The organism is Actinokineospora terrae, from assembly GCF_900111175.1.
In the GTDB taxonomy this organism is placed as follows: Bacteria; Actinomycetota; Actinomycetes; order Mycobacteriales; family Pseudonocardiaceae; genus Actinokineospora; species Actinokineospora terrae.
Map to the genome: position 1 here is coordinate 13,003 of NZ_FOGI01000019.1, position 16,801 is coordinate 29,803.

The 16,801-nt window shown below is 71.7% G+C and carries 18 protein-coding genes; 9 read left to right on the forward strand and 9 right to left on the reverse strand.

Annotated elements, in window-relative coordinates:
- Positions 1–40: 40 nt before the first annotated feature.
- Positions 41–1,714 (reverse strand): chromosomal replication initiator protein DnaA, encoded by a 1,674-nt coding sequence (dnaA, locus tag BMY07_RS31620; RefSeq protein ID WP_092786679.1) that lies wholly within the window; start codon positions 1,712–1,714, stop codon positions 41–43.
- Positions 1,715–2,164: 450 nt separating this feature from the next.
- Between dnaA and rpmH the strand changes: the two genes are divergently transcribed.
- The 8 genes from rpmH to BMY07_RS31660 all read left to right on the forward strand — a co-directional run bounded on the left by rpmH (position 2,165) and on the right by BMY07_RS31660 (position 7,465).
- Positions 2,165–2,302, forward strand: coding sequence for a 50S ribosomal protein L34 (gene rpmH, locus BMY07_RS31625; RefSeq protein WP_018684246.1), 138 nt, complete (start codon positions 2,165–2,167; stop codon positions 2,300–2,302).
- A 15-nt stretch (positions 2,303–2,317) separates the two neighbouring features.
- Complete coding sequence (gene rnpA / locus BMY07_RS31630; protein WP_092786681.1) at positions 2,318–2,731, forward strand: ribonuclease P protein component; 414 nt, start codon at positions 2,318–2,320, stop codon at positions 2,729–2,731.
- On the forward strand, positions 2,728–3,051 hold the full coding sequence (yidD, locus tag BMY07_RS31635; protein ID WP_092786683.1) for a membrane protein insertion efficiency factor YidD: 324 nt from the start codon (positions 2,728–2,730) through the stop codon (positions 3,049–3,051). The genes rnpA and yidD overlap by 4 nt, the downstream gene beginning before the upstream one ends.
- Before the next feature lie 4 nt (positions 3,052–3,055).
- Positions 3,056–4,093, forward strand: a complete 1,038-nt coding sequence (gene yidC / locus BMY07_RS31640; RefSeq protein WP_092786685.1) for a membrane protein insertase YidC — start codon at positions 3,056–3,058, stop codon at positions 4,091–4,093.
- Between the two features lie 60 nt (positions 4,094–4,153).
- The gene (locus tag BMY07_RS31645) at positions 4,154–4,663 is read left to right on the forward strand and encodes a Jag family protein (RefSeq protein WP_245782774.1); all 510 of its coding nucleotides are present in this window, start codon (positions 4,154–4,156) and stop codon (positions 4,661–4,663) included.
- Positions 4,664–4,835: 172 nt separating this feature from the next.
- Positions 4,836–5,528, forward strand: coding sequence for a 16S rRNA (guanine(527)-N(7))-methyltransferase RsmG (rsmG, locus tag BMY07_RS31650; protein WP_092786689.1), 693 nt, complete (start codon positions 4,836–4,838; stop codon positions 5,526–5,528).
- A gap of 69 nt (positions 5,529–5,597) precedes the next feature.
- The gene (locus BMY07_RS31655; protein WP_092786691.1) at positions 5,598–6,494 is read left to right on the forward strand and encodes a ParA family protein; all 897 of its coding nucleotides are present in this window, start codon (positions 5,598–5,600) and stop codon (positions 6,492–6,494) included.
- Positions 6,491–7,465, forward strand: coding sequence for a ParB/RepB/Spo0J family partition protein (locus BMY07_RS31660; protein WP_092786693.1), 975 nt, complete (start codon positions 6,491–6,493; stop codon positions 7,463–7,465). The genes BMY07_RS31655 and BMY07_RS31660 overlap by 4 nt, the downstream gene beginning before the upstream one ends.
- A gap of 63 nt (positions 7,466–7,528) precedes the next feature.
- Here BMY07_RS31660 and BMY07_RS31665 read toward each other — a convergent pair whose 3' ends face one another.
- Both BMY07_RS31665 and BMY07_RS31670 read right to left on the reverse strand, forming a co-directional pair.
- Positions 7,529–8,473, reverse strand: coding sequence for a D-alanine--D-alanine ligase family protein (locus BMY07_RS31665; protein WP_092786695.1), 945 nt, complete (start codon positions 8,471–8,473; stop codon positions 7,529–7,531).
- Between the two features lie 79 nt (positions 8,474–8,552).
- Positions 8,553–9,872 carry an aminotransferase-like domain-containing protein gene (locus BMY07_RS31670; RefSeq protein ID WP_092786697.1) on the reverse strand — a complete coding sequence of 440 codons (1,320 nt, stop codon included), beginning with the start codon at positions 9,870–9,872 and terminating at the stop codon, positions 8,553–8,555.
- A 172-nt stretch (positions 9,873–10,044) separates the two neighbouring features.
- Here BMY07_RS31670 and BMY07_RS31675 point away from each other — a divergent pair, with 172 nt between their 5' ends.
- Complete coding sequence (locus tag BMY07_RS31675; RefSeq protein ID WP_092786699.1) at positions 10,045–10,677, forward strand: GNAT family N-acetyltransferase; 633 nt, start codon at positions 10,045–10,047, stop codon at positions 10,675–10,677.
- A 64-nt stretch (positions 10,678–10,741) separates the two neighbouring features.
- Here the strand turns inward: BMY07_RS31675 and BMY07_RS31680 are convergent, their stop codons facing one another.
- The 6 genes from BMY07_RS31680 to BMY07_RS31705 form a co-directional block, all read right to left on the reverse strand.
- A complete protein-coding gene (locus BMY07_RS31680) occupies positions 10,742–11,884 on the reverse strand; it encodes an N-acetylmuramoyl-L-alanine amidase (protein ID WP_092786701.1) in 1,143 nt (380 codons plus the stop codon).
- Between the two features lie 179 nt (positions 11,885–12,063).
- Positions 12,064–12,393, reverse strand: a complete 330-nt coding sequence (gene trxA / locus BMY07_RS31685; RefSeq protein ID WP_092786703.1) for a thioredoxin — start codon at positions 12,391–12,393, stop codon at positions 12,064–12,066.
- Between the two features lie 34 nt (positions 12,394–12,427).
- The gene (gene trxB, locus BMY07_RS31690) at positions 12,428–13,423 is read right to left on the reverse strand and encodes a thioredoxin-disulfide reductase (protein WP_092786705.1); all 996 of its coding nucleotides are present in this window, start codon (positions 13,421–13,423) and stop codon (positions 12,428–12,430) included.
- Between the two features lie 192 nt (positions 13,424–13,615).
- Positions 13,616–14,395, reverse strand: coding sequence for a hypothetical protein (locus BMY07_RS31695; protein WP_092786707.1), 780 nt, complete (start codon positions 14,393–14,395; stop codon positions 13,616–13,618).
- Complete coding sequence (gene sigM / locus BMY07_RS31700; RefSeq protein ID WP_092786780.1) at positions 14,392–15,021, reverse strand: RNA polymerase sigma factor SigM; 630 nt, start codon at positions 15,019–15,021, stop codon at positions 14,392–14,394. Before sigM ends, BMY07_RS31695 begins: the two co-directional genes overlap by 4 nt.
- Before the next feature lie 156 nt (positions 15,022–15,177).
- Positions 15,178–16,731, reverse strand: coding sequence for a protein kinase family protein (locus BMY07_RS31705; protein WP_177215914.1), 1,554 nt, complete (start codon positions 16,729–16,731; stop codon positions 15,178–15,180).
- Positions 16,732–16,801: the final 70 nt, after the last annotated feature.

A 16,801-nucleotide genomic window follows, 5' to 3' on the forward strand; every position in this document is an offset into this window, starting at 1 on the left:
CGTGCGGGAGGCGCCGCGTGCGGGAGGCGCCGCGTGCGGGTCAGGCGCGGGCGCGCTGCTTGATGCGGGAGGTCAGCTCCTGCACCTGGTCGTAGATGCGCCTGCGCTCGGCCATCTCCTTGCGGATCTTCTTGTCCGCGTGCATGACCGTGGTGTGGTCGCGGCCGCCGAAGGTCTGGCCGATCTTGGGCAGCGACAGGTCGGTGAGCTCGCGGCACAGGTACATCGAGATCTGCCTGGCTTGCGCAAGCGCTTTCGTCTTGCCGGGGCCGCACAGGTCGTCGATCGAGACGCCGAAGTACTCCGCGGTCACGGCCATGATCGTCGGGGCGCTGATCTCCGGCGCCTGCGAGTCGGGGATCAGGTCGCGCAGCACGATCTCGGCCAGGCCGACGTCGACCGGCTGGCGGTTGAGCGAGGCGAACGCGGTCACCCGGATCAGCGCGCCCTCGAGCTCACGGATGTTCGCCTCGACCCTGGCCGCGATGAACTCCAGCACCTCGGCCGGGGCGGCCAACCGGTCCTGGGCGGCCTTCTTGCGCAGGATCGCGATCCGGGTCTCCAGCTCGGGCGGCTGGATGTCGGTGATCAGGCCCCACTCGAACCGGGTGCGCAGCCGGTCCTCCAGCGTCTCGAGCCGCTTGGGCGGCCGGTCGGAGGAGACCACGATCTGCTTGTTCGCGTTGTGCAGCGTGTTGAAGGTGTGGAAGAACTCCTCCTGGGTGCCTTCCTTGCCTTCCAGGAACTGGATGTCGTCCACCAGCAGCACGTCGATGTCGCGGTAGCGGCGCTGGAAGGCCACCTTCCGGTCGTCGCGCAGCGAGTTGATGAAGTCGTTGGTGAACTCCTCGGTCGAGACGTACCGCACCCGCATCCCCGGGAACAGCCGCTGGGCGTAGTGCCCGACCGCGTGCAGCAGGTGGGTCTTGCCCAGGCCGGACTCGCCCCAGATGAACAGCGGGTTGTACGCCCGCGCGGGGGCCTCGGCCACCGCGACCGACGCGGCGTGGGCGAAGCGGTTCGACGCGCCGATGACGAAGGTGTCGAACGTGTACTTCTCGTTGAGCCTGGTCTTGGAGGTCTGCGGCTGCGCGGGCGCGGTGAACGGCTGCCCGCTGGCCGGGGGCTGACCGGTGAAGGTCGGCCAGATCTCGTGGACGGTGGCGAGCGCGTCGCCCTCCTCGTCCACCTCCTCGCCGTCGTCGTCGGTGTCGTTGTGGAACGAGTTGTCGCCGTGCGGGGACTCGTACCCGTGCGCCGGGTCGAACCCGTGCGGGGAGCCGAAGCCGTTCGGCGGGTCGAACGTGTCGCTCTGCGCGTCGAGCGCGGCGACGTCGGCGGCCGGGATGGTCAGCGTGTCGCCGTCGACCTCGGCGGTGACCACCGGGGACGGCGACACGACCGGCGCGGTCACCACCTGGGGCGGCGCGGCGGAGGCGCTCGGCGCGGTGGGCGCGGCGTCGACCTTCACCGCCAGCGACACCACCCGGCCCAACCGGCGGGACAGGGCGTTGGTGATCGGCTCGCGCAGCGCGCGCTCGATCGCCTCCTTGGCGAAGTCGCTCGGCGCCGAGAGCAGGGCGGTCCCGTCGAGCAGGCCGATCGGCCTGGTCATCCGCATCCACGCCCGCTGCGACGGGGACAGGGTGCCCGCGGACAGCTCGCGGACGACCTGCTCCCAGACCACCCCGAGATTCATCTGGTGCTCCGACATCGGCGCCTGCTCCCCTCCCCTCGTCGGCATTGGCGGTAAGGCTGGTCCCGGCGCGTGACCGCCGTCAAACGGGCATCCACAGGGTTGTCCACAACTGTGCACGAAAGGTACGGCGGACCCAGGGGACACCCGTGCCGGGGGGTCAAAGGTACTCAGTGGCCCGGTGGCAGCGGCGCGGCAGGGCTCCCAACCCCCGGCGCGGCCGACCAGGAGCCCGCACGGTAACAACGGATGTCGGTGGCCACAAGATACGACCACCGCCCAGGTCGGAGCCCATCCGACGACCCCCGGTTTGATGCCTGCCCGGGTCGGTGCGTACTCTCAACTGGTCTCCCGCTTGCGGCGGGTGAGTTCCGTGTGCCCCGCGCGCGGCGACCTTCAGTCCTCGGCCACCGACCGGCCGGGGGCGGGCAGACCTGCTAGAGCTGATGAGTACCGGGAGAACGAGCCGTGAGCAAGCGCACCTTCCAGCCGAACAACCGTCGCCGCGCCAAGACGCACGGTTTCCGCCTGCGCATGCGGACCCGCGCGGGCCGCGCCATCATCGCCGCCCGCCGCCGCCGGGGCCGCGACAAGCTGTCGGCCTGACCCCAGTCGGTCGCCGTGCTCCCCGCGGCCTGCAGGCTGACCAACAGCGCGGACTTCCGGCTGGTGACCAGGCGCGGGCGGCGCGCCGGTCGGCCGAGGCTCGTGGTGCACGCCATCACGGCCGGGGCAGCAACAGAACCCCACGAAGCCGACCCGTCGGCGCCGAGCACCACCACGGCGCCGAGGGTCGGTTTCGTCGTGAGTAAGGCCGTGGGCAACTCGGTCGTGCGGCACCGGGTGGCGCGCAGGTTGCGGCACGTGGTGGGCGCGCGGATCGGAACTCTGCCCGCGGGCAGTGCGTTGGTCGTGCGTGCCCTGTCCCCTGCGGCAGCGGCGACGAGCGCGGAACTGGGCCAGGACTTCGACGCCGCGATCCGCAGGCTGCGGCTGGCCGTACCGAGCAATGCCGACGATGGCGGTGGGGCGTGAGTGGAGCGACTGCGGTGGACGACCGCGCTGCCGCCGCGCGCCCGGGACCGGTGGCCAGGGTGCTGCTCGTCCCGGTGCGGGTCTACCGGCGCTGGATCTCCCCGGTGCTCCCGCCCGCCTGCCGCTTCCACCCCAGCTGCAGCGCCTACGCCGTCGAGGCGCTGACCGTGCACGGCGCGCTGCGCGGGTCCTGGCTCGCCGCGCGCCGCTTACTCCGCTGCGGCCCATGGCACCCCGGTGGCCTCGACCCGGTGCCGCCGAGGAGAACCGAGACCGAGTCCGGGCCGAGCCCGGTTGAGCAGACAGTCGCCGAGGAGTAGTCCTGTGCTCGATTTCATCTACTACCCGGTGTCCTTCATCATGTGGTGTTGGCACTGGGTGTTCGGACACGTGTTCGGTGAATCGAGCGCGATCGCCTGGGCGCTGAGCATCGTCTTCCTGGTCTTCACGCTGCGGGCGATCATGTTCAAGCCCACGGTCAAGCAGGTCCGCTCCATGCGCAAGATGCAGGAGTTCGCGCCCGAGATCAAGAAGCTGCAGAAGAAGTACGCCAACGACCGGCAGAAGCAGGCCCAGGAGATGCAGAAGCTCCAGGCCGAGCACGGGGTCAGCCCCCTGGGCGGCTGCCTGCCGATGCTGCTGCAGATCCCGGTGTTCATCGGCCTGTTCCACGTGCTGCGCGAGTTCAAGCCGGGCAAGACCGAGAACTACTTCTTCGACGAGCGCGGCGTCTCGTCCTACATCGACGCCGACCTGTTCGGTGCCCGGCTGAGCAACTGGATCACCCAGCCCGCCACCGAGCTGGCCAAGTTCGGCGTCGACCGGACCACCGTCGTCCTGGTCGCCATCCCGCTGATGCTGCTCGCCAGCGCGCTGACCCACCTGACCGCGCGGCACTCGGTGTCCCGGCAGAACCCGGACGCGGCCACCACGCAGACCGCGATGATGAACAAGCTGACGCTCTACGTCTTCCCGCTCGGTGTGCTCGTCGGCGGCTTCTTCTTCCCCATCGGCCTGATCATGTACTGGCTGTCGAACAACGGCTGGACGCTCTGGCAGCAGCGCTTCGTCTACAAGAAGATCGACGCCGAGGAAGCCACCAAGAAGGCCGTCGCGCAGGAGAAGCGCGCCGCCGCCGCGCCCAAGCCCGGTCAGAAGCCGACCCAGCCCCGCAAGCGGCCGGTCACCCCCACCGCCCCGGCCACCTCCGAGGACGGCGCGCCCGAGGCCGCCACCGAGGCCAAGCCCGACACCGCGAAGCCGACCCAGGCAGCCGCGGACGGCGACAAGGGCGGCACCCAGATTCCCGGTCTGATCTCGGACCGATCCCGTAGCAAGAAGTCAGGTCGCAAGAACCGCTGAGGCGGGCCTCGGCCTGGAGAGGAGTGAACCGTGCCGGAGACGGTGCAGGCGGCGGAGAAGATCGCCGACGGTGGTGCTGCGGCGGAGGGTGCCGCCACTAGTTCGACCGAGGAGCTGCTGGTCCAGGAAGGCGACATCGCGGGTGACTACCTGGAGCAGCTGCTCGACATCCTCGACTACGACGGCGACATCGACCTCGACGTGGAGGCGGGCCGCGCGGTCATCAGCATCGACGGCAGCGAGGACCTGGAGAAGCTGGTCGGTCCCCGCGGCAACGTCCTCGAGTCCCTCCAGGAGCTGACCCGGCTGGCGGTGCAGCAGGAGACCGGTAACCGCAGCAGGCTGATGCTCGACATCGCGGGCTGGCGCGCCGACCGCCGGGAGGAGCTGGCCGACCTCGGCCGGGCCACCGCGCAGAAGGTCGTCTCCAGCGGCGAGCGGGTCCGGCTCCAGCCGATGACCCCGTTCGAGCGCAAGGTCGTGCACGACGCGGTCGCCACCATCAAGGGCGTGCACAGCGAGAGCGAGGGCGAGGACCCCCGCCGCCGCGTGGTGGTCTTCCCCCAGTAGTACCGCACTCCTCAGTACCCGCACTCCTCGACGCGGCCCGCCGGACTCCGGTGGGCCGCGTTTTTCGTGCCTGGCTGTTTCACGTGAAACAGGACGGGCCACCGGTGCTCCGGTGGGTGGCGTCAGGGACAATCGGGTCGAGCATGGTTTCACGTGGAACATCGGATGGGGTATGACCGGAGCAGAGCAGCCGCCAGTCGCAGTGGACGTGTTCGGCGACAGGGTCGAGGTGGCTGACCGGTTCGCCCGGCTGCTCACCGAGCACGGCGTCGAGCGCGGCCTGATCGGACCACGGGAGGTGGACCGGCTCTGGGACCGGCACCTCCTCAACTCCGCGGTGATCCAGGAGGTCATCCCGCAAGGGGCCACCGTGGTCGACATCGGATCGGGGGCGGGCCTGCCCGGCGTGCCACTGGCCATCGCCCGGCCCGACCTCCGGGTGACGCTGGTCGAACCGATGGCGCGGCGGGTGGCGTGGCTCGACGAGGTCGTGGAGACTCTTGCCCTGTCCTCGGTGACCGTTCTGCGCGGTCGGGCCGAGGAGCCGGGGATCAGGTCACGGGTGTCCGGGGCGGAGGTGGTCACCGCCCGGGCGGTCGCCCCGCTGGCCAAGCTCGCCGGTTGGTGTCTCCCGCTGCTCCGGCAGGGTGGCCTGCTGGTCGCCCTCAAGGGCGCGAGCGCCGCGGAGGAAGTGGACCGGGACCGGGCCGAGGTCGCCGCTGTGGGGGGCGGTGCGCCGAGGGTCGAGAGCTGCGGTGCCGAGGTGCTCGACGTGCCGACGACCGTGGTGCTCATCGAACGCGTGCAGTCCACGGCCGGGTCGGGCCGTCGGGCGAGGAAGGATCAGGGTGCACACCGAGGCTGAGATCGGAGCAAGGATGTTCCACGTGAAACAGGCGGCGAACACCGGAGCCGCCGGGGAGGTGCGCTGACGATGACCCAGCCCTCCCCCGCCTCGGTCGCCGGGTGGACCCCGATAGCGGAGGAAGCCGCCCGGGCCACCCGGGTGAAGCACCCCGACAAGATGTTCCCCCGCCCCACCCACCGCCGGGTCATCACCGTCGCCAACCAGAAGGGCGGCGTCGGCAAGACGACCTCGGCGGTGAACCTGGCCGCCGGGCTGGCGCTGCACGGGCTGCGGGTGCTCGTCATCGACCTGGACCCGCAGGGCAACGCCAGCACCGCGCTCGGCGTCGAGCACCGCTCCGGCACCCCCTCGGTCTACGAGGTGCTGCTCGGCGAGGTGAGCCTGGCCGAGGCCGCGCAGATGAGCGACCAGTCCGACCGGCTCTACTGCGTGCCCGCCACCATCGACCTCGCCGGTGCCGAGATCGAGCTGGTGTCGATGGCGTCCCGGGAGTCCCGGCTCAAGGAGGCGCTGTCCGACGAGGCGCTGGACATGCTCGACCCGGACTACGTGTTCATCGACTGCCCGCCTTCGCTCGGCCTGCTGACGGTCAACGCGATGGTCGCCGCGCAGGAGGTGCTGATCCCGATCCAGTGCGAGTACTACGCGCTGGAGGGGCTGAGCCAGCTGCTGCGCAACATCGAGCTGGTGCAGGCGCACCTGAACCGCTCGCTGACCGTCTCCACGATCCTGCTCACCATGTACGACGGCCGGACCAAGCTCGCCGACCAGGTGACCAACGAGGTCCGGCACCACTTCGGCAGCACGGTGCTGACCACCGTCATCCCGCGCAGCGTCAAGGTCTCCGAGGCGCCGGGGTACGGGCAGTCGGTCCTCGCTTACGATCCCGGTTCCCGCGGCGCCATGAGCTACCTGGACGCCGCCCGTGAAGTTGCCGAACGAGGAGCGGAGGCGCCGCGATGAGTGGACCGGCCGGACGCAAGGGCGGGTTGGGGCGCGGCTTGGCCGCCCTCATCCCGCAGGGCCCACCGACCGGCGCACCCACCGGTGGGCTGAAGCTGCCCAGCCCGGCGGCGCGCAACGGCGAGTCCGTCGACACCGCGCCCGCACCCGAGGTGGTGGCGGGCGCGGTGTACCGGGAGATCCCGACCGCCGCGATCACGGCGAACCCCAAGCAGCCGCGGCAGGCCTTCGACGAGGAGGCGCTGACCGAGCTGGAGCACTCGATCCGCGAGTTCGGCCTCATGCAGCCGATCGTGGTCCGGGAGCTCGGCGCGGACAGCTACGAGCTCGTCATGGGCGAGCGCAGGCTGCGCGCCTCGCAGCGGGCCGGGCTGGACCGGATCCCGGCGATCGTCCGGCAGACCGCCGACGACGCGATGCTGCGCGACGCGCTGCTGGAGAACATCCACCGGGTGCAGCTCAACCCGCTGGAGGAGGCGGCCGCGTACCAGCAGCTGCTGGACGAGTTCGCGGTGACGCACGAGGAGCTGGCGAGCCGGATCGGGCGCAGCAGGCCGGTCATCACCAACACGATCCGGCTGCTGCGGCTCCCGCTGCCGGTGCAGCGCCGGGTCGCCGCGGGCGTGCTCTCCGCCGGGCACGCCCGGGCGCTGCTCGGGCTCGAGGACCCGGGCAGTCAGGAAGAGCTGGCGACCAGGATCGTGGCCGAGGGGCTGTCGGTGCGGGCGACCGAGGAAGCGGTCACCCTCGCCAAGGGCGCTCCCCCGGCCCGGCCCAAGCCCGCGCCGCGCAAGCCGATCCACGCGCCGGGGCTCCAGGACGTCGCCAACCGGCTCTCGGACCGGTTCGACACCCGGGTCAAGGTGGAGTTGGGCAAGCGCAAGGGCCGGATCGTGGTCGAGTTCGGCTCGGTCGACGACCTCGAGCGGATCGTCGCCATGATGGCGGAAAATGGGATAAATCAGGCATGAAATCGCCGCAGGGAACCACACCAGGGCGATACGTCACGGTGACGGTTGCCGAAACCGGTGCTGTCAGCGGTTGATGGCGCGGTCGACCAACCCGGCGTAGATCGCGCCGAGTGAGCGGCCCGCCGCCTCCGCCGCCATCGGCAGCAGCGAGGTCTCGGTCAGCCCGGGCGACAGGTTCACCTCGATGAAGTAGACCTCGCCGGTCGAGCTCACCACCGCGTCGGTCCGCGACACGTCGCGCAGACCGAGCAGCTCGTGCGCGGACACGGCGAGCTCCGCCACCTTCGCCGCGGTGGCGTCGTCGAGCCGCGCGGGCGTGTGGAAGGTCGTCAGCCCGGCGGTGTAGCGCGCGGTGTAGTCGTAGACGCCGGACGCGGGCGCGATCTCCACGGCGGGCAGCGCCTCCGGTCCCCCCGGCCCCTCCACCACGGTGACGGCGACCTCCACGCCGTCGATGAACGCCTCGGCCAGCACGGCGTCGCTGTAGGCCAGCGACCCGACCATCGCGGTCGGCAGCTCCGCGGCTGCGCGCACGACCTGCGCGCCCAGCGCCGACCCGCCCTGGTCCGGCTTCAACATCATCGGCAGGCCCAACCGCTGCACCATGGCGTCCAGCACCGGCTGCGCCCCCAGCTCGCGGAACGCGCTCTGCGGCAGCACCACCCAGTCCGGGGTCAGGATCCCGGCCCGGCGCAGCTCGGACTTCGCGGTCGGCTTGTCCCACGCCCGCCTGCACGACCCGGCGTCCGTGCCCACGTACGGGATGTCCAGCAGCTCCAGGATCGTCTGGATGGAGCCGTTCTCGCCCTCACCGCCGTGCAGCGCGATCACCACCGCGTCCGGCCGGTGCTCGCGCAGCTTGGGCAGCAGGCCCGCGTCGGCGTCCCACTCCTCCACCGCCAGCCCGGCGTGGCGCAGCGCCGCCGACACCCGCCGCCCGGAGCGCAGGGAGACGTCGCGCTCGTGCGACAAGCCCCCGGCGAGGACGGCAACCCAGCGGTCGGACACGGTGATCTCCCTTGTGGCGGCACAGCGGACTCGCGGCGGCCCCGAAGGTACACGCGCGAGTGGTAGGGGTCCTTGCGGTTCAGGCGGTGTCGGGTGCCGGGGTCTGCGGGCCGGACAGCGACCGGCTCGCGGTCGGGCCGAAGGTGTGCAGCAGGTCCAGCTCGTCGGCGAGCACCCCGGCCAGCCTGCGCACGCCCTCGGTGATCCGCTCCGGCGGCGGGTAGCAGAACGACAGCCGCATCTGCCTGCTGCCGAACCCGTCGGCGTAGAAGCCGGTGCCGGGCACGTAGGCGACCCGGGCGGTGACCGCGCGTGGCTGCATCGCCTTGGTGTCCACCCCTTCGGGGACGGTCAGCCAGACGAAGAACCCACCATCGGGTCTCGTCCAGGTGCACCCGGCGGGCATGTGCTGCTCCAGCCCGGCCAGCAGCGCGTCCCTGCGGTCGCGGTACATGGTCTGGAACGACTTGATCTGGCCCTTCCAGTCGTGGGTGGCCAGGTAGCGCGACACGACCAGCTGGTTGAGCGTTGGCGCGCACAGCGCGGCCGACTCCGCGGCGAGCACCAGCTTCTCCCGCACCGCGTGCGGCGCCAGCGCCCAGCCGACCCGCAGGCCGGAGGCGAAGGTCTTGGAGAACGAGCCGAGGTAGATCACGTTGTCGGAGTCCATCGACCGCAGCGCCGGGTAGACCTGGCCGTCGAAGCCGAGCAGGCCGTACGGGTTGTCCTCGATGACCAGCACGTCGTGCCGGGCGCAGATGTCGAGCACCTCGGCCCGCCGCGACACCGCGAGGGTCACGCCTGCGGGGTTGTTGAAGTTCGGGATCGTGTAGAGGAACTTGACCCGCCGGTTCGCCTGCGCGGCGGCGGTCAGCGCGGCCCGCAGCGCCTCGGGGACCAGGCCGTGCTCGTCCATCACCACGTGCCGCACATCGGCCTGGTAGGACGCGAAGGTGCCCAGCGCGCCCACGTAGGACGGGCCCTCGGCGAGCACGATGTCGCCGGGGTCGATGAAGATCCGGGTCACCAGGTCGAGGGCCATCTGCGAGCCGACCGTCACCACCAGGTCGTCCGGGTGGCCGGTGACCCCCTCCAGGGCCATGACCTCGCAGATCTGCTCGCGCAGCACCGGGACGCCGTGCGCGGAGCCGTACTGCAGCGCGACCAGGCCGTCGTCGGCGACGATCGAGGAGATCTGGTCGGCGAGGAAGTCCAGCGGCAGCGCGGCCAGGTTCGGCATGCCCCCGGCGAGCGACACCACCTCGGGGCGGCTGGCCACCGCGAAGAGTGCTCGGACCTCGGATGCCGTCATGCCCTCCGCACGGGCCGCGTACCGGCCGAGGTGCGGGTCGAGACTGCGGGCGCCCAGCCGATCGGGCGACGGTCCGGAGGTGCTCATGGGTGGCTCCCAGGGGGTGGTCCAGCGAAAACAGTGTAACCAGAGGAGTGACTTACCCCTGAGATTGCGCCCTGCGGTTCCGACGCAGGTCACATCGCCCTATTCTGGGTCGGGTCAATCGGCGTCCTCCCTGCGGGCGCGCGAGAAGTCTCCGCGAGCACGGGAGGTTGGGGTGTCGCGACGCGTCGTCGGCGTCACGCTGGACAACCTGGAGCACCTCCCCAAGCACTGCCGGGGCTGTGTCTACTGGGAACTCGCGCCGCACCTCAAGGAGCAGGCGGAGGAGTTCGGCACCACCGAGCTCGAGAAGGAGGCCTGGGTCTCCAGCGTCCTGCTCGACTGGGGTTCCTGCGGCCGGGTCGTCTACAGCGACAAGCTCCCGGTCGGGTTCGTCCTCTACGCCCCGCCCAACGCGGTCCCCCGCGCCTCGGCGTTCCCGACCTCGCCGATCAGCCCGGACGCGGTGGTGCTCACCGGCTTCCACGTGCTGCCCGAGTTCCGCGGCGGCGGGCTCGGCCGGATGCTGGTGCAGGCCGTGGTCAAGGACCTCACCCGCCGCGGCGTGCGCGCCGTGGAGGCCTTCGGTGACGCCCGCCCGGACGAGGAGCACTCCTGCGTCGTCCCGGCCGACTTCCTCACCAGCGTCGGCTTCAAGACGGTCCGCCCGCACCCCCGGTGGCCCCGCCTGCGCCTGGAACTGCGCACCGGCATCACCTGGAAGGAAGACGTCGAGGCCGCCCTCGAACGGCTCCTGGGCACCGTCTCCATCAGCACCGCGTCGCCGGTCCTGCAGCGCTCGCCCTGAACGCGCCTGTGCCGCCCACCTGGGGTGGGCGGCACAGGGTGTGACCTGGGGGAAAGCGTTTGCGCTACTCGGCCTTGGCGAGTTCGTGCGCGAGGACGTCGGCGAAGGTGAAGCTGCCCGTGGGCTGGTCGTTCTCGCCGAGCAGGTAGAGGCGCTTCACGGCCACGACGATGCCCTCGGCGACGACATCGCGGAAGGCCGGGTCGGTGAGCCGGGTGCGGTCCTCGGTGTTGCTGAGGTACCCGATCTCGATGCGGACCGCCGGGCAGCGGGTCAGCCGGAGCAGCTCCCAGGTCTTCGGGTGGGTGCCGCAGTCGCGCAAGCCGGTGCGCTTGGTCAGCTCGCGCTGGATCAGCCCGGCCATGGCCTCGCCGAGCGTGGAGGTCGCGGTGCCGTTGCCGGACCCGAAGTGGAAGCAGGCCAGGCCCTGGGCCAGCGGCGAGGCGTTGGCGTCCGAGTGCAGCGAGAGCACCAGGTCGGCGCCCGCCTCGTTGGCGAACTGGGCGCGGGCCGACTCGTCCGGGCACTGGTCGGGACCGCGGGAGAGCAGCGCCTCCATGCCGGTGGCGACCATGCGGCCCTCCAACCGGCGGGCCAGGTCCCACATCAGCTCCGACTCGTTGACGCCGTCCACCGACACCCCGGTGTCGTGGGCGCCGTGACCGGGGTCGATGACGATGCGCTTGCCGGTGAGCCGCGGCCCGGACCGGCGGACGCGCTCCTGCTCGCGCAGCAGCACCGGGCGGCCACCGCGGGCGCGCGGCGAGAGCTGGCGCAGGGCGCGGATGGTCTCCGGGCCGCAGATGCCGTCCACGGTCAGGCCGTAGTCGCGCTGGAAGTTGCGGAGGGCGGCCTCGGTCTGGGCGCCGAACACCCCGTTCGCCCGGCCCGCGTCGTAGCCGAGCTCGAGCAGCCGCTCCTGCAGGGTGGCCACGTCGTCGCCGGTGATCGGGGCGGAGACCAGGTACGCCAGCGGGCGACCGCCGAGCTGGTAGGTGGCGTCACGCAGCGCGCGGTAGGTCGCCGGGCCGATGAGGCCGTCGGTGATCAGGCCGCGGTGCTGCTGGAACGCCCGGACGGCGTGCTCGACGGCGTGGTCGAACTGGTCGGTGACCCCGTTGACCGGGGGCAACAGGCCCAACGCCGCCAGCGTGGACCGAACTTCGGCAACGGCCGGTCCCTCGTCGCCGCGGCGCAGTACCCGCATGCACCCTCGCTCTCGTCTTGGGCACCGGGTGACCGGTGCGCGACCCGACAGGTCACCCATTGTGCCTTGCCGGTGTTCGGTTCCCCCGCTGGGATGGCGGGCGGGTCGCCCCACCACGCGAAAACCGGGGCCCGGTGTCGCCTAACGAGACGCACGGACCCCGGTTCCGGGTTGCCTGCTCAGCCGAGGTAATCCTCGAGGTCCTTCACCAACGCCGACTTGGGCTTGGCGCCGACGATCGTCTTCACCGCGCGGCCGCCCTGGAAGACGATCAGCGTGGGGATGGACAGGACCTGGTAGTCGCGGGCGGTGCCCGGGTTGGCGTCGATGTCGAGCTTGGCGACGGTGACCTTCTCCGAGTACTCGGCGGCGATCTCCTCGAGCACCGGCGCGACCATCCGGCACGGGCCGCACCAGGTCGCCCAGAAGTCGACGATGACCGGCTTGTCGCTCTGCAGCACGTCCTCGACGAAGGACTTGTCGGACACGGTGACGGTGTTGGCGCCCATCTGGGTGGCTCCCTCGGGGTGGGTTGGGGTGGGGTCAGTTCGTGGGGGCGTAGCCGCCGCCGACCAGCTCGGGCGCGACCTCCGCCTCGGCGGTGCCGTGCTCGGCCAGCCAGCGCTCGGCGTCGATCGCGGCGGCGCAGCCGGACCCGGCGGCGGTGATGGCCTGCCGGTAGGTGTGGTCCACCAGGTCACCGGCGGCGAACACGCCGTCGACGTTGGTGTAGGTCGTGCGGCCCTCGGTGAGCACGTAGCCCTCGTCGTCGATGGCGACCTTGCCCGCGACCAGCCGGCTGCGCGGGTCGTGGCCGATGGCGACGAAGAAGCCGGACACGTCGAGCACCGACTCCTCGCCGGTGACGGTGTCGCGCAGGCGCAGGCCCTGCACCTTGCCGTCGCCGAGCACCTCGGTGACCGCGGAGTTGAGCTGCCAGCGGATCTTCTCGTTGGCCTTGGCCCGCTCCAGCATGATCCGCGAGGCGCGGAAGTCCTCCCGCCGGTGGATGATCGTCACCGTCTTGCCGAAGCGGGTGAGGAACAGCGCCTCCTCCATCGCCGAGTCACCGCCGCCGACGACGGCGATGTCCTGGTCGCGGAAGAAGAAGCCGTCGCAGGTCGCGCAGGCGGAGACGCCGCGGCCGAGCAGCTCCTGCTCGCCGGGCACGTTCAGGTAGCGCGGCGCGGCACCCATGGCCAGCACCACGGCCTTGGCGGCGTAGCGGGTGCCGTGCGCGACGACGTACTTGACCGGGCCGTCGAGCTCGAGGGTGTCGACGTCCTCGGCGCGCAGCTCGGCGCCGAAGCGACCGGCCTGGGCGCGCATCTGCTCCATCAGGTCCGGGCCCATGATGCCGTCGCGGAACCCCGGGAAGTTCTCCACCTCGGTGGTGGTCATCAGCGCGCCGCCGAACTGGGAGCCCTCGAACACCAGCGGCTCGAGCTGGGCGCGCGCGGCGTAGACGGCCGCGGTGTAGCCCGCGGGTCCGGAGCCGACGATGATCAGGTTTCGGATCTGGTCCGCTTCCGCAGGCATCTGCCCTCCATTGACCTTCGCCGGACGGAGCCGCCCGGTCACACTGGTGTCAACGCGATCGTAGGCGGCGGTTGTTCCACCCCCGCGCGGTGATGGCGCGCACGGCGGCGTACCCGCTCCGCTACAGCGGCCCTGAACAGTGCGAAGCCCGCCCCGGACGCGGGAATCAGGCGTCCGGGGCGGGCTCGGGGATCAGCGGCCGATCTTGTCGTTGAACAGCTGGGTGCAGTCCGGCTGCACGACCAGGACCTGCAGGCGCCCGTTGTCGCCCGACACCAGGAGCACGGCCATCACCGCGGCCTTGCCGTCGTAGGTGACCGGCCGGACCCCGAGCGGCGCGACCTTGGCGTCGAAGCCGTTGCTCGACAGGCACTTCTTCAGGCCCGCCTCGTCCTTGAGCGGCCCGTAGTCCTTGGTCTTGCCGGTGGTCAGCTTGCCGGCGACCTCGCCGACGTTGCCCCTGCTCACCGCGAGCGGCGCCTCGTCGGACAGCTGCGCGGACGGCACCGGCGCGGCGGTCCCGCCGGTCTCCTGGGTCTTGGGCAGCACCCCGTAGCCGATGGCGACGGCGGCCGCCGCCGCGGTCAGCAACCCGACGCCCCACGCGGTGCGCCTGCCCCGCTTGCGGCGCGCCTCGGCCATGTCGAGCACCGGCGCGACACCCGGTCGGGGCGGGTCCTGCACGGCGACCCCGCCGAAGGCCCGCCTGGCCTCACCGTCGAGCGCGGCGTCGAGCCGGGCGGCGAAGTGCGCGGGCATCGGCGGCGCCGGTGCTACAGCGAGTTCACCCAACCCCGCCTTGACCGAGTCGAGCGCGTCGATGACGGCCTTGGCCTCCGGGTCGACGTTCACCCGGGCCCACAGCCGGGCGCTGCGCGCTGGGTCGAGGACACCGGCGTGCAGATCCGCCAACAGGTCGACTGACCATGGCGGCCCGTCGGGGCCCCCTGTGCCCCGATGCTCGTCGGTCATCGTCCCTCCCAGTGGCGCCTGTGCGGCACGTCTCGCCCGTCTGCGACAGCGCCACCTGGGACGTTCGCATCTGCATCGGGGTTCCGCAGATGTCCGAGAACTTTGGCCAACTTGGCCCGCCCCCGGGCGCACCGGGACTTGACGGTGCCCTCCGCGATGCCGAGCAGCTTGGCGGTCTCGGCCACCGAATAGCCCTCGACGTCCACTAAGAGGATGGGTACCCGTTGCTCCTCGGACAACTCGGAGAGCGCGGTCTGCACCACGAGCCGGGTCTCGCGCTCGGCCATCGCGTCACGCGGGGTAACCGGTTCACCCGGTCCGGCCTCCGGCAGCGCCACCGTCGGGCGGGCCTGCTTGCGGCGCACCCGGTCCAGGCAGGCGTTGACCACGATCCGGTGCAACCAGGTGGTGACCTGCGACTCGGCCCGGAACGACCCGGCGGCCCGGAAGGCGGAGATGAACGCCTCCTGCAGCGCGTCCGCCGCCTCCTCGGGATCGCGCAACGTCCGCAGCGCCACCGCCCACATCCGGTCCCGGTGTCTGCGCACCAGTTCGGCGAAGGCGTGTTGGTCTCCCGCGGCGTGCGCCGCGATGAGGTCGGCGTCCGAGCTGGCGGAGGCAGTCACCCGGACAGCGTATAGGGCGGTCGCCAACCCGCCGAACCGCACTTGGACCAGCCAAGACCTGCGTTTCGCCGACCGCTGCGCGGTCGCCGACCCGCCACCGTGCCGCACGGGTGGGCCAGCCAAGACCTGCGTTGTGCCGACCGGCGCGCGGGGTGGCTACTGGGCGCGCAGGAAGCCGATCTCGGTGATCTCGGAGACGTTGCCCTCGCCCAGGGTGGTGATCCAGATCAGCAGGTGCTGGGTGGGCTCGGCGCTGTCGAGCTGCAGGCGGGTCTGGCCCGGCTGCAACGTCGCCCGGCCGATCACCTTGGTCTCATCCAGGCCCGGCTTCTCCGAGGGCGCGGTGCGGATCTCGACCACGGTGCCCGAGCTGGGCGAGTCGATCACCACCTCGGCGAAGGGCACCGGCTCGGCGAACGCGGCCATCAGCCCGACGCCGGGCTTGAGCGCCGGGAACGGCTGCTGGTACTTGTCGGTCTTCCACGAGGTCTTCGGGTCGCCGTCGGCGGCCCGGTTGGCCCGGCGCGGGCTGTCCGGGGTGCCCTTGATGTTGTAAACCTGCACGCCTGCGGCCTGGATCGGCGCGCCGGGGTTGGGCGGCTTGGGGTTGTTCTCGGCGTTGCCCGGCGCGGAGGCGACCACGGTCGGGCCACCGGCGCCCGCGCTGTCGTCGCCGAAGAAGCTGATCAGCTGCATGCCCAGCCAGGCCAGCACGCCCACGGTGGCCACGGCGAGCGCGGTGACCCCGATGGCCAGCTTGCGCCGCTTGGCCCGGTCGTTGTGCGGGCGCTTGGTCGTCCACAGCGCGCCGTCGTCGTCCTCGGCGTCGGTGTCGTCGGGGATCGCGCTGATGCTCTGCGTCGCGTCCTCGTTGAGCCTCGCCCGCTCCAGCACCCGCAGCAGGCCGGAGCTGGTGCGGATGCCGCCGGTCGCGTCGTCGGTGAGGCTGCGGACCGCGGCGGAGGACAGCTCGTACGGGATGTACGGGAACAGCGCGCGCGGCGGCACGACCTGGCCGTCCGGGGTCAGCGGGGCGTGCGGCAGGCCGGGGGCGTTGCGCAGCGGCCACCGGCCGGTGAGCAGCAGGTACAGGATGGCGCCGAGGCCGCGCACGTCGTCCTGCAGCGTCGCCTCGGGCAGCGGACCGGGGAACGACAGCCGCAGCACACCGTCCGGGGTGACCCGGACCCGCTGCGGGTGGTCGACGCCCAGCACCATGCCCGAGTGGTGCGCCAGCTCCACCGCGGCGGCCAGCGGCTCGAGCAGCCTGGCCGCGGTCGAGGGCGGCAGCGGGTGCTCGGCGATGACGTCCACCAGGTCGGTGCCCTGCGACCAGTCCGCGACCACGATGCCCAGCAGGCCCTCGGTCGGCGCGATGCCGTTGCCGGGGCCGAGCACGTCGAGCACCCGGGAGGTCCCCGGGTGGGTGATGCGGGCGGCGTGCATGGTGCGTTCCAGCATCTTGCGGGCCGCGCCAGCCGCGGTCGCGTTGGCCGGGTCACCCACCAGCAGGGTGAGGCCGACGTCGCGGCGGAGCTGGTTGTCCTGCGCCCGCCAGAGGTGGGCGTCGACCCGTTCGTCGAGCCCGAACTCCGCGAGCAACCGGTACCGACCGTCGCCGACCGCGCTGCCGGGGACCAGGAAGCCCGGTCTGGCCTGGTTGCCAGCCGCTCCCTCGCCAACGGGGTACTCGGTCCGCCTCGTCGTCACCACTCTCTCCACCTGCCGCCTCGGTTTCCGAGCCTACGGGAATCCGGCCGGTCACCGGTGACGGAGCGGG